Genomic DNA, 12,013 nt, shown 5'->3' with positions numbered 1-12,013 from the left:
GATACGCGCGCAAACCGCTAGCGCCGGGCGGTCGGCTTTCACGGGCCGGCCTGCATCGCGGGCGGGGCGCCTGCGCCACACCATTCAAGTTCAAGTAAGAGGAAACAGCATCCATGGCACACGAAACGATGAGCTTTCAGGCAGAGGTCAAGCAACTCCTCCACCTGATGATCCATTCGCTCTACAGCAACAAGGAAATCTTCCTGCGCGAACTGGTGTCGAATGCGTCCGACGCGGTCGACAAGCTGCGTTTCGAAGCGCTCGCGGACAACGCGCTGTACGAGAACGATCCGAACCTGCGCATCCGCATCGGCTACGACAAGGCCGCGCGCACGATCACGATCGACGACAACGGCATCGGCATGAGCCGCGACGAAGCGATCGCGAACCTCGGCACGATCGCGCGTTCGGGCACCAAGGAGTTCTTCACGAAGCTGTCGGGCGACCAGCAGAAGGATGCGGCGCTGATCGGCCAGTTCGGCGTCGGTTTCTACTCGGGCTTCATCGTCGCCGACAAGATCACGGTTGAAACGCGTCGCGCGAGCCTGCCGGCGAGCGAAGCCGTGCGCTGGGAAAGCGCGGGCGAGGGCGATTTCACGATCGACGCGATCGAGCGCGCGCAGCGCGGCACGACGATCACGCTGCACCTGCGCGAAGGCGAGGACGACCTGCTGTCGTCGCACCGCCTGAAGTCGATCATCCAGAAGTACTCCGACCACATCGCGCTGCCGATCCTGATGCAGAAGGAAGAATGGGATCAGGAAAAGGGCGAGATGGTCCTGAAGGCCGAGGACGAGACCGTCAACCAGGCGAGCGCGCTGTGGACGCGGTCGAAGAGCGACGTCACCGACGAGCAGTACACGCAGTTCTACCAGCACATCGCGCACGACCACCAGGATCCGCTCACGTGGACGCATAACCGCGTCGAGGGCCGCAGCGAATACACGCAACTGCTGTTCGTGCCGTCGCATGCGCCGTTCGACCTGTGGAACCGCGACTATCGCGGCGGCCTGAAGCTGTACGTGAAGCGCGTGTTCATCATGGACGACGCCGAGCAGCTGCTGCCGCAGTACCTGCGTTTCGTGAAGGGCGTGGTCGATTCGGCCGACCTGCCGCTGAACGTGTCGCGTGAAATCCTGCAGGAAAGCCGCGACGTGAAGGCGATCCGCGAAGGCGTGACGAAGCGCGCGCTGTCGATGCTCGAAGAGCTCGCGAACGCGGAAGAGGATGCCGGCAAGGAGAAGTACAAGACGTTCTGGAGCGCGTTCGGCCAGGTGCTGAAGGAAGGCCTCGGCGAGGATCACGCGAACCGCGAGCGCATCGCGAAGCTGCTGCGCTTCGCGTCGACGCACGGCGACACCGACGCGCAGGACGTGTCGCTCGCCGACTACGTGTCGCGCATGAAGCCCGAGCAGAGCAAGATCTACTACGTGACCGCCGATACGTGGCAGGCCGCGAAGAACAGCCCGCATCTGGAAGTGTTCCGCAAGAAGGGCGTCGAGGTGCTGCTGCTGACCGACCGCGTCGACGAATGGATGCTGTCGTTCCTGCACGAATTCGACGGCAAGCCGCTCGCGAGCGTGGCCCGTGGCGACCTCGACCTCGGCGAGCTGAACGACGAGGAGAAGAAGGCGCAGGAACAGGCGGGTGAGGCGATCAAGCCGGTCGTCGAGAAGATGAAGGAAGCGCTCGGCGACAAGGTGAAGGAAGTGCGCGTCACGTTCCGCCTGACCGATTCGCCGTCGTGCCTCGTCGCGGACGACAACGACATGAGCGGCTACCTGCAGCGCATGCTGAAGGCGGCCGGCCAGAACGCGCCGGCGATGCAGCCGATCCTCGAGATCAACCCGGAGCACGCGCTCGTGAAGCAGCTGAATGCCGACAGCGCCGATTTCGGCGACTGGTGCCATCTGCTGTTCGACCAGGCGCTGCTCGCCGAAGGCGGCATGCTCGACGACCCGGCAAGCTTCGTGAAGCGGACCAACGCGCTGCTGCTGTCGCGCGCCGCGTGAACACGCGGATGCGATTCGACGGCGGTCAGGCCGGCTGGCGCGAGACGCCGCGGCCTGGCTGCACGCTCGACCAGCGTGACTGGCTGACGCGCGGCGGATCGCTGACCGCGCACCTCGCGCGGCTCGGCCGCGTGAACGTGCGCGTGACGCGCGAGGCCGTCGACTGCCCGTGGTTCGACGAGCCGGACGCGCTCGCCAGTGCGCTGCGCGCGCCGATGTGGGTGCGCGAGGTGATCCTGTCGGTCGACGGCACGCCGTTCGTCGCCGCGCACAGCATCGCGCCGCTCGCGGCCAGCAAGGGTGTGTGGCAGGCGATGCGGCGGCTGCGCACGCGGCCGCTGGCGGAGCTGCTGTACAGCGATCCGCAGGTCGAGCGTTCGGCGCTCGTCAGCCGGCGCGTGATCGCCGGCCATCCGCTGTATGCGCTGGCGAGCCACGCGCTTGGCGGCGCGCGCGCGCCGCATTCGTTCGCCGCGCGGCGCTCGGTGTTCCAGCGTCACGGCAAGCCGTTGATGGTCACCGAGTGCATGCTGCCGGCGCTGTGGCGCCATCTCGATGCGCACGGCGACGGGCCGCGCTCGGGCGGGCCGGACGGAGGCGCGTGATGTTGCGCGGGTTTCCGCCGGTCGTCGCGGCGAATACGCACACGATGATCCTCGGCAGTTTTCCGGGCGAGGCGTCGCTCGATGCCGCGCAGTATTACGCGCATCCGCGCAACCAGTTCTGGCGGTTGCTCGGCACGGTGCTCGGCGAGCACGGGCTGCACGAGTTCGCGTACGACGCGCGGCTCGAGCGTGTGCTGTCGCACGGGATCGGTATCTGGGATGTCTTGGCCGCGTGCCATCGCGAGGGCAGCCTCGATTCGGCGATCCGGCATGCGAAGCCGAACGATTTCGCGTCGTTGCGCGAGCATGCGCCGTTGCTCAAGCGCGTGTGTTTCAACGGCAAGACGGCGGGGCGGTTTGCGGAGGTGATCGGTGCGGCGGGGTACGACACGCTCGTGCTGCCTTCGTCGAGCCCGGCGAATGCGATGCTGACGTTCGAGCAGAAGCTCGCGCAGTGGCACGGGATTCGTGCCTGATGAATGGACGGATCGTCGCTTATTCGTCCTTGCCCCAGCGCCATTTCGGTTTTTCGCCTTTCAGCCAGCACACGATCGTGAGCGCGGCCACCAGCACCACGATGCAAGCCGCGAACGCCAGCGGTGACTGGGCGGGCGACACGTGCGTCGCAACCACGACGATCCCGATCACGAAGAGCAGCAGGACGACCCAGCCTTGCCACGCGACCGGCAACCCCCATCCCCAGCCGTAGCGCTTCGCCGGAAACCAGATCGTCTTGTGGTGCGAGGCCATGTGGCTCCTCGTTGTCTGATGATTGTTACGCTGACTTTTTGTTAGCGAGCGTGTCGCTGGCGGGCTCTCATCGTATCGAGCAGGCGTTCCAGCCGTGCGAGCGCGTCGGATGACGAAACGTACTCGCCCGTGCGTCGCGCCTCGTCGCGCGATGCAATGCCGCGTGCGATAAACGCGCTTTGAAGCCGGCGATACGCGATGCCGTCGCGGATTGATTGCTCGACGAAGCTCGACAGCGTTTCGCCGTCACGCAGGACGCGTTCGGCAACGGCGAGCAGTTCGGGTTCGATGGGGATGGGCTGACAAACGGTGGTCTTCATCGGGCGACTTCCACGAACACGATTTCAATGCATTGTCGTCCACGCGCAGCGATTGTGCACGTGACAGGCCAACGGTACGCAGTGGTGGATCGGTTTCCGACAGCGACTATCGTCCCGCCAATGCTATCCTCTCGTCCGCTAAAACCAGCTTCACCCAGCGAGATTCACACATGACCCGACTGATCAAGCGCGCGTCCGCCGAGGCGCGCGCGTCCAAGCGCAGCAAGCCGTCCGCGTACAACGGCTCCGAAAAACTCCAGCCGCCGCGATTGAAGCGCCGCCCGGACATCGACGAGCACGACGACGTGCCCGTGCTCGAAGCCCCGCGCAAGCCGCGCTTCGCGCCCGTCACGTTCTCGGAAGAGGGCGGCGTGCGCTTCCTGCATTTCGGTACCGAATGGGTGCAGGGCGCGATGCGGATCTCGAAGCCGCTGCATATCGAGCTCGAATACGCGCAGCAGATGATGGCGTGGCTGCTGTTCCTCGAAACGCCCGAGCGGATCGTCCAGCTCGGGCTCGGCACCGGCGCGCTGACCAAGTTCTCGCACCGCTTCCTGTCGCACGCGAAGGTCGAGGCCGTCGAGCTGAACCCGGCCGTGATCGTCGCCGCGCGCACGATGTTCGCGCTGCCGCCCGACGATGCACGTCTCGCCGTGCATGAAGCCGACGCGTGGGATTTCGTCAACGATCCGGCCAACCGCGGCACGACGGGCGCGATCCAGATCGACCTGTACGACGCGACCGCGCGCGGTCCCGTGCTCGACAGCGTCGCGTTCTACCGCGCGGTGCGCGGCTGCCTCGCCGATGCGGGCATCGCGACGATCAACCTGTTCGGCGATCATCCGAGCTTCGTGCGCAACATGAAGCACCTGAACGCGGCGTTCGATCACCGCGTGATCGCGCTGCCGGAAGTGCATGACGGCAACCGGATCGCGATCGCGTTCTCGGGCCCCGCGCTCGACGTGTCGTTCGCGCAGCTCGACGAACGCGCGAAGCTGATCGAGGACACGCTGAAGCTGCCCGCGCGCAAGTGGGTGAAAGCTTTGAAAGAAACGACCGGCGCACGCGACACCGCGTTCGCGATCTGACGCTTCATGCACCGGCGGCATGCCGGTGCAACCATGCGACAAGGGGCGGATCACTCGGGTTCGCCCCCGCTTGACCGCGTGCTAGCGGCTCCTATACTGGCGCGAAGCCAGGGGAGCCGCAGCCTACCCGTTTTGCGCTCCTCTCGGCGCCGTACCCGCTCAACAAGATCGATAACCGGGAAAGATGAGGAGACGTCATGGCTCACGATGCCGACGCCAACCGGGCCGCCAAGCGCTGGCTCTGGCTGCTGGTACTGCCGCTGATCGCGATGGTCTGGGTACCGTCGTACAGCAAGATCGAACCGCAATGGTTGGGTTTTCCGTTTTTCTACTGGTACCAGCTGCTTTGGGTCTTCATTAGCGCGGTGATCACCGCGTTCGTGTACTTCAAGACCAAGAACGCGTGGAAGGCGAGCGGCCCGCAGGGAGGTGCGCGATGAATCTCGGCGCAACCTTCGTCTTCGTGCTGCTGTTCATCGGCGTCACGATCATCGGTTTCCTGGCCGCGAACTGGCGGCGCGGCGATCTCGCCCATCTCGACGAATGGGGTCTCGGCGGCCGCCGCTTCGGCACGATCGTCACGTGGTTCCTGCTCGGCGGCGACCTCTACACGGCCTACACGTTCGTCGCGGTGCCCGCGCTCGTGTTCGGCGCCGGCGCGATGGGCTTCTTCGCGCTGCCGTACACGATCCTGATCTACCCGTTCGCATTCGTCGTGTTTCCTAAGCTGTGGAGCATCGCGAAGCGGCACGGCTACGTGACGTCCGCCGACTTCGTCAACGCGCGCTACGGCAGCCGGATGCTCGCGCTCGCGATCGCGGTGACGGGCATCGTCGCGACGATGCCGTATATCGCGCTGCAGCTCGTCGGCATCGAGGTGGTGATCGGCGCGCTCGGCTTCGACACGACCGGCTTCGTCGGCGACCTGCCGCTGATCATCGCGTTCGCGATCCTCGCCGCGTACACGTACACGTCGGGGCTGCGCGCGCCGGCGATGATCGCGATCGTCAAGGACATCCTGATCTACATCACGATCGCCGCGGCGGTCATCGTGATCCCGGCGAAGCTCGGCGGCTTCGGGCACATCTTCGCGAGCGTGCCGCCCGCGAAGCTGCTGCTGAAGGCGCCCGACGCGATGAGCCTGAACGGCTACAGCGCGTACGCGACGCTCGCGATCGGCTCGGCGCTCGCGCTGTTCCTGTATCCGCACTCGGTGACGGCGATCCTGTCGTCGTCGTCCGGCAACTCGATCCGTCGCAACATGGCGATGCTGCCCGCGTATTCGTTCGTGCTCGGCCTGCTCGCGCTGCTCGGCTACATGGCGCTCGCATCGGGCGTGAAGGACATGCCGCAGTACGCGCCGTACTTCAAGGCGTTCGGCCCGAACTTCGCGGTGCCCGCGCTGTTCCTCCAGTATTTCCCGTCGTGGTTCGTCGGCGTCGCGTTCGCGGCGATCGGCATCGGCGCGCTGGTGCCGGCGGCCATCATGTCGATCGCGGCCGCGAACCTGTACACGCGCAACATTCACCGCGAGTTCGTGAACCGCAACATGTCGCACGAGCAGGAAACGCATGTCGCGAAGCTCGTGTCGCTGATCGTGAAGGTCGGCGCGGTGGCGTTCATCCTCGGGCTGCCGCTGACCTACGCGATCCAGCTGCAGCTGCTCGGCGGGATCTGGATCATCCAGACGCTGCCGGCGATCGTGCTCGGCCTGTACACGCGCGTGCTCGACCATCGCGGCCTGCTGGCCGGCTGGGCGGCCGGCATCGTGTGCGGCACGTGGATGGCGATCTCGCTGAAGCTGGCCGGATCGATCTTCACGATCCACCTGTTCGGTCTCGCAATTCCCGGCTATGCAGCCGTGTGGTCGCTGATCGTGAACCTGGTGGTGGCGGTGGTGGTGAGCGTGCTGGTGCGCGTGATGGGCATGGCGCATGCGGAGGATCGCACGCGGCCGGAGGACTATCTCGACGTGGTGGAAGGCTGACGCCGCCTGCACGGCCACGCAATGACAAAGCCCGCCACCGGCAAGGTGGCGGGCTTTGTTTTTCGCGTTATCCCTGCGCGCGCTCCGAGAGGTTCTCGCGCTGCGACAGGTCTTCGACGTTGACCATCCAGTGCACGCCGAAACGATCCTTCGCCATCCCGAAGCCGAGCGCCCAGAACGTCTTGCCGAACGGCATCGTCACTTCGCCGCCGTCGGCGAGCGCATTGAACAGCTTCTGGCCTTCCTCGACCGTCGCCGGGTTCAGCGACAGCGAATAGCCGGCGTGCATGCCGCCGCCGGGCTGGCTGCAGTCGCCGTCCGAGCACATGATCATCGACTCGCCGATCGTGAAGCTCGCGTGCATCACCTTGTCGGCCATCTCCGGCGTCATCGGGTAGTCGGGATTCGGCGGCGCGTCCTTGAAGTGCATCTTGAACATCGTCTTCGCCCCGAGTGCCTTTTCGTAGAACTGAAGGGCTTCGTCGGCGCGACCGTAGAACGTCAGGTACGGTTGGACTTGCATCGTTGTCTCCTGGAGTGGGGAGCCGGCCTGCGCATTCGCGCGGGTTCGGCGTCGTGCGAGACTGACTGGGAAAGGGGGCCTCGGGAGGCGGCCGACGCACCCGTGACGTGGATTGTAGTGCGCGTGCTTGACGATGGAATGAAAAATAAAACGGCCGCGAACATGATGTTCGCGGCCGTATGCGGCGTGCGTGCTGACGGCTGTTGCCTGTGTTGCTGACAGCCGCTGACGCTTGTCGTGGCTCAGCGGCTCAGTGGCTCAGCGACTCAGCGCAGCGAGTCGATCAGCTTCTCGAGCTTCACCGCATCGGCGGCGAATACGCGGATACCTTCGGCGAGCTTTTCGGTCGCCATCGCGTCGTCGTTCAGCTGGAAGCGGAACGCGGCCTCGTCGATCGCGACACGCGCGGCGGGCTTGTCCTGCAGCGCTTCCGGCGACAGCTTGCGGGTGACGGTCTCGTTGCTGTCCTGCAGTTTCTGCAGCAAATCGGGACTGATCGTCAGCAGGTCGCAGCCGGCCAGTTCGGTGATCTGGCTGGTCGTGCGGAAGCTCGCGCCCATCACTTCGGTCGTATAGCCGAATGTCTTGTAGTACGTGTAGATGCGGCGCACCGACTGCACGCCCGGATCGTTCGCGCCGCCGTCCTTCTCTTCATTCCACTCGGCGCCGGCCTGCTTCTTGTACCAGTCGTAGATGCGGCCGACGAACGGCGAGATCAGCTGCGCGCCGGCTTCCGCGCATGCAGCGGCCTGCACGAGCGAGAAAAGCAGGGTCATGTTGCACTTGATCCCTTCCTTCTGCAGCACTTCGGCCGCGCGGATGCCTTCCCACGTCGATGCGAGCTTGATCAGGATGCGTTCGCGGCCGATGCCGGCTGCTTCGTACAGCTTGATGAGCTCGCGGCCCTTGTCGATCGAGCGCTGCGTGTCGAACGACAAACGTGCGTCGACCTCGGTCGACACGCGGCCCGGGATCAGCTTCAGGATCTCGGTGCCGAATGCGATCAGCAGGCGGTCGATGATGAAATCGGTGCTTTCGTTGCGATGATCGCGGACGGTTTTCTCGAGGATCGGCTTGTACGCATCCTTCTGGACGGCCTTCAGGATCAGCGACGGGTTCGTGGTCGCGTCCTGCGGCTGGTATTGCGCAAGCTGCTGGAAATCGCCCGTGTCGGCGACGACGGTCGTGTACTGCTTCAGCTGGTCGAGTGCGGTAGTCATGGCGATTCGGAAGAAGGGCGCAAGGCGCCGGGTTCTCACGGGCCGCGCGAACGCGGCGGCGAAGCGAGGCGGCGCCGGGCGCCGCCTCCGATCCGCTATTCTAGGCCCGATTCGTGTCGGGCACGTTCTGGCGTGTCCGAAGGCCGCGGCGGCTGGCGCTAAGCCGCGTCACGCGGGGCGGCGCGCGTTCAGGATCACCTGCGTGACGACGCCCGCGACGAGCCCCCAGAATGCCGAGCCGATCGACAGCAGCGTGAGGCCCGACGCGGTGACCATGAACGTGACGAGCGCGGCTTCGCGCTGCTTCACGTCCTGCATCGCGTTCGCGAGGCCGCTCATGATCGAGCCGAACAGCGCGAGCGCGGCGACCGACACGACGAGCGCCTTCGGCAGCGCCGCGAACAGCGCGGCGATCGTCGCGCCGAAGATTCCCGCGACCAGGTAGAACGTGCCGCACCACACGGCGGCCGTGTAGCGTTTCGCGTGATCCTCGTGCGCTTCCGGGCCGGTGCAGATCGCGGCCGTGATTGCCGCGAGGTTGACGCCGTGCGAGCCGAACGGCGCGAGCAGCAGCGACGCGAGGCCGGTGGTCGCGATCAGCGGCGACGACGGGGTCTGATAGCCATCCGCGCGCAGCACCGCGATGCCCGGCACGTTCTGCGACGCCATCGCGACGACGAACAGCGGAATGCCGATGCTGACGATCGATGCGATCGAGAACGCGGGCATCGTGAATACGGGCTTCGCGAACGCGATGTGAAAGCCGCTGAAGTCGAGCAGGCCGAGACCACCGGCGACTGCCGTGCCGACGATCAGCGTCGTGACGATCGCATAGCGCGGCGCGAGCCGCTTGACGATCAGGTAGGTGAAGAACATCGCGAGCACGAGCGCCGTCTGGAACTGCGCGGCACGGAAGATCTCGATGCCGATCTCGAACAGGATGCCCGCGAGCAGCGCGGCTGCGATGCCGGCCGGAATCTTGCGCATCAACGTGTCGAACAGCCCGCTCACGCCGATGGCCGTCAGCAGCACCGCGCAGACGACGAATGCGCCGATCGCCTCGGGGTAGGGCACTCCGGGCAACGACGCGATCAGCAGCGCGGCGCCGGGCGTCGACCACGCGACGACGACGGGCGCACGAAAGCGCAGCGACAGGCCGATCGTCGTCAACGCCATGCCGATCGACAGCGCCCAGATCCACGACGAGATCTGCGCATCGGTGAGGTGGGCGGCGCGGCCGGCCTGGAACATCAGCACGAGCGAACTCGTGTAGCCCGTCATCATCGCGACGAAGCCGGCGACGAGGGCCGAGACGGACGTATCGGCGAAAAAGCGGCGGCCGCCGGCGCGGCTGGCGCTCGCGGTGGGCGAGGGGTTCATGCTATCTCCGGGGGGAGGCCGCTCGGACGCGGCCTTCGTGCTTGGTGGGTGTCGTTACTTGCTGAGTGCGCGCATTGCGGTTTCGAGGCCCGCGAGCGTGAGCGGATACATACGATGGCCGAGCAGGTCGCGGATCACCGCGACCGACTGCCGGTATTCCCATAGCCGTTCGGGCTCGGGGTTCAGCCATGCATGATGGGGGAACTGGTCGGCGAGGCGGCGCAGCCATACGGCGCCGGCTTCCGGGTTGTTGTACTCGACCGAGCCGCCGGGCTGCAGCACTTCGTACGGGCTCATCGTTGCATCGCCGACGAAGATCAGCTTGTAGTCGGGCGTGAACTTGTGCAGCACGTCCCACGTCGCGGTGCGTTCCGAGTGGCGGCGGCGGTTGTTCTTCCACAGGTGGTCGTACACGCAGTTGTGGAAGTAGAAGAATTCCAGGTGCTTGAATTCGGCCTTCGCGGCGGAGAACAGCTCTTCGGTGCGCTTGATGTGATCATCCATCGAGCCGCCGACGTCGAGCAGCATCAGCACCTTCACGTTGTTGTGGCGCTCGGGCACCATCCGCAGGTCGAGCCAGCCCGCGTTCGCGGCGGTGCTGCGGATCGTGCCGGGCAGGTCGAGCTCCTCGGCGGCGCCTTCGCGCGCGAAGCGGCGCAGCCGCCGCAGCGCGACCTTGATGTTGCGCGTGCCGATCTCGACGGAATCGTCGTAGTCGCGATACGCGCGTGCTTCCCATACCTTCACCGCGGTGCGGTTGCCGTTCGACGGGCCGCCGATGCGCACGCCTTCCGGGTTGTAGCCGCCGTGCCCGAACGGCGACGTGCCGCCGGTGCCGATCCACTTGTTGCCGCCTTCGTGGCGCTCCTTCTGCTCGTCGAGCAGTGCCTTCAGGCGCTCCATCAGCTTGTCGAGCCCGCCCATCGCCTCGATCTGCGCCTTCTCTTCCGGCGACAGCTCGCGCTCGAGGCGCTTCTCGAGCCAGTCGAGCGGAATGTCGAACGCTTCGGACGGCAGCGCGGACACGCCGTGGAAATATGCGCCGAACGCCTGGTCGAACTTGTCGAAGTACTGCTCGTCCTTGACGAGCGTCATCCGCGCGAGGAAGTAGAACGCGTCGATCGACGGCGAGATCAGCCCGGCCTTCAGCGATTCGAGCAGCGTCAGGTATTCCTTCACCGAGACGGGCAGCTTGGCTGCGCGCAGCGCGTAGAAGAAATTGAGCAGCATGGCCGGGCCTTCGCGGGTGAGAGAGGATTACCGGTTGTGCCGGTTCATGTAGACGAGCCGTTCGAGCAGGCTCAGGTCCTGCTCGTTCTTCAGCAGCGCGCCCGCGAGCGGCGGCACGATCTGCTTCGCATCCACGCCGCGCAACTGGTCGGCCGGGATGTTCTCGGCGAGCAGCAGCTTCAGCCAGTCGAGCAGCTCGGACGTCGACGGCTTCTTCTTCAGGCCCGACACGCCGCGCAATTCGAAGAAACTCTCGAGCGCCGCGCGCAGCAGCTCCTCGCGGATGTCCGGGAAATGGACCGCGACGATCTTCTGCATCGTCGCCGGGTCGGGAAACTGGATGTAGTGGAAGAAGCAGCGGCGCAGGAACGCGTCGGGCAGCTCCTTCTCGTTGTTCGACGTGATGATGACGAGCGGGCGGTGCTTCGCGCGGACCGTTTCCCGTGTTTCGTACACGTGGAACTCCATCCGGTCGAGCTCGCGCAGCAGGTCGTTCGGGAATTCGATGTCGGCCTTGTCGATCTCGTCGATCAGCAGCACGCTCGGGTGCTCGGCATCGAACGCCTGCCACAGCACGCCCTTGACGATGTAGTTCGAGATGTCCTTCACGCGCGCGTCGCCGAGCTGCGAATCGCGCAGCCGCGACACGGCGTCGTATTCGTACAGGCCCTGCTGCGCCTTCGTGGTCGACTTGATGTGCCACTGCAGCAGCGGCATGTCGAGCGCGGCGGCCACTTCCTCGGCGAGCATGGTCTTGCCGGTGCCGGGCTCGCCCTTGATCAGCAGCGGGCGTTGCAGCGTCAGCGCGGCATTGACCGCGAGCTTCAGATCGTCGGTGGCGACGTAGTGCGAGGACCCTTCGAAACGCATGGCGGCGCTCTTCTCAATCGGGGAAAAA

13 protein-coding genes are annotated in these 12,013 nt (G+C 65.6%); 6 read left to right on the top strand and 7 right to left on the bottom strand.

Translation table 11 applies throughout. From position 1 onward, the window contains the following. The first annotated feature begins 113 nt into the window (after window positions 1-113). Genes htpG through CFB39_RS13245 form a run of 3 tightly spaced genes read left to right on the top strand, consistent with a single transcriptional unit; the run spans window position 114 to window position 3,093 of the window. The gene (gene htpG, locus CFB39_RS13255) at window positions 114-2,012 is read left to right on the top strand and encodes a molecular chaperone HtpG (RefSeq protein WP_089473334.1); all 1,899 of its coding nucleotides are present in this window, start codon (window positions 114-116) and stop codon (window positions 2,010-2,012) included. 8 nt (window positions 2,013-2,020) lie between these two features. Beyond that, window positions 2,021-2,617, top strand: a complete 597-nt coding sequence (locus tag CFB39_RS13250; protein ID WP_089473785.1) for a chorismate lyase — start codon at window positions 2,021-2,023, stop codon at window positions 2,615-2,617. Then, entirely contained in the window at window positions 2,617-3,093 is a 477-nt protein-coding gene (locus CFB39_RS13245; protein WP_089431546.1) for a DNA-deoxyinosine glycosylase, read from the top strand. The genes CFB39_RS13250 and CFB39_RS13245 overlap by 1 nt, the downstream gene beginning before the upstream one ends. A 19-nt stretch (window positions 3,094-3,112) precedes the next feature. On the opposite strand, the gene CFB39_RS13240 is transcribed toward CFB39_RS13245, so the two are convergent. Together CFB39_RS13240 and CFB39_RS13235 are read right to left on the bottom strand one after the other, a co-directional pair. Next, complete coding sequence (locus CFB39_RS13240; RefSeq protein ID WP_089473333.1) at window positions 3,113-3,367, bottom strand: hypothetical protein; 255 nt, start codon at window positions 3,365-3,367, stop codon at window positions 3,113-3,115. A gap of 41 nt (window positions 3,368-3,408) precedes the next feature. After that, entirely contained in the window at window positions 3,409-3,687 is a 279-nt protein-coding gene (locus tag CFB39_RS13235; protein WP_089473332.1) for a YlcI/YnfO family protein, read from the bottom strand. A gap of 170 nt (window positions 3,688-3,857) precedes the next feature. On the opposite strand from CFB39_RS13235, the gene CFB39_RS13230 reads away from it, so the two are divergent. From CFB39_RS13230 to mctP, 3 genes are all read left to right on the top strand, one after another. Then, window positions 3,858-4,775: a spermidine synthase gene (locus CFB39_RS13230; RefSeq protein ID WP_089473331.1), complete on the top strand. Its 918-nt coding sequence runs from the start codon at window positions 3,858-3,860 to the stop codon at window positions 4,773-4,775. A 197-nt stretch (window positions 4,776-4,972) separates the two neighbouring features. After that, a complete protein-coding gene (locus CFB39_RS13225; protein WP_011352801.1) occupies window positions 4,973-5,215 on the top strand; it encodes a DUF3311 domain-containing protein in 243 nt (80 codons plus the stop codon). Then, on the top strand, window positions 5,212-6,762 hold the full coding sequence (gene mctP, locus CFB39_RS13220) for a monocarboxylate uptake permease MctP (protein ID WP_089426038.1): 1,551 nt from the start codon (window positions 5,212-5,214) through the stop codon (window positions 6,760-6,762). Before CFB39_RS13225 ends, mctP begins: the two co-directional genes overlap by 4 nt. A gap of 67 nt (window positions 6,763-6,829) precedes the next feature. On the opposite strand, the gene CFB39_RS13215 is transcribed toward mctP, so the two are convergent. From CFB39_RS13215 to CFB39_RS13195, 5 genes are all read right to left on the bottom strand, one after another. Continuing rightward, window positions 6,830-7,285, bottom strand: coding sequence for a VOC family protein (locus CFB39_RS13215; RefSeq protein WP_089473330.1), 456 nt, complete (start codon window positions 7,283-7,285; stop codon window positions 6,830-6,832). A 266-nt stretch (window positions 7,286-7,551) separates the two neighbouring features. Further along, entirely contained in the window at window positions 7,552-8,505 is a 954-nt protein-coding gene (gene tal, locus CFB39_RS13210; RefSeq protein WP_089473329.1) for a transaldolase, read from the bottom strand. 168 nt (window positions 8,506-8,673) lie between these two features. Beyond that, window positions 8,674-9,885, bottom strand: coding sequence for a benzoate/H(+) symporter BenE family transporter (locus CFB39_RS13205; RefSeq protein ID WP_089473328.1), 1,212 nt, complete (start codon window positions 9,883-9,885; stop codon window positions 8,674-8,676). Window positions 9,886-9,939: 54 nt separating this feature from the next. Continuing rightward, entirely contained in the window at window positions 9,940-11,115 is a 1,176-nt protein-coding gene (locus tag CFB39_RS13200) for a VWA domain-containing protein (RefSeq protein WP_034190734.1), read from the bottom strand. A 27-nt stretch (window positions 11,116-11,142) separates the two neighbouring features. Further along, window positions 11,143-11,985 (bottom strand): MoxR family ATPase, encoded by an 843-nt coding sequence (locus tag CFB39_RS13195; RefSeq protein ID WP_089426034.1) that lies wholly within the window; start codon window positions 11,983-11,985, stop codon window positions 11,143-11,145. Between the last annotated feature and the right edge of the window lie 28 nt (window positions 11,986-12,013).

Source organism: Burkholderia sp. AU6039 (assembly GCF_002223365.1).
Taxonomy (GTDB): Bacteria; Pseudomonadota; Gammaproteobacteria; order Burkholderiales; family Burkholderiaceae; genus Burkholderia.
Note: the sequence above shows the minus strand (reverse complement) of the source record. Positions and strands in the feature narration are given on the sequence as shown.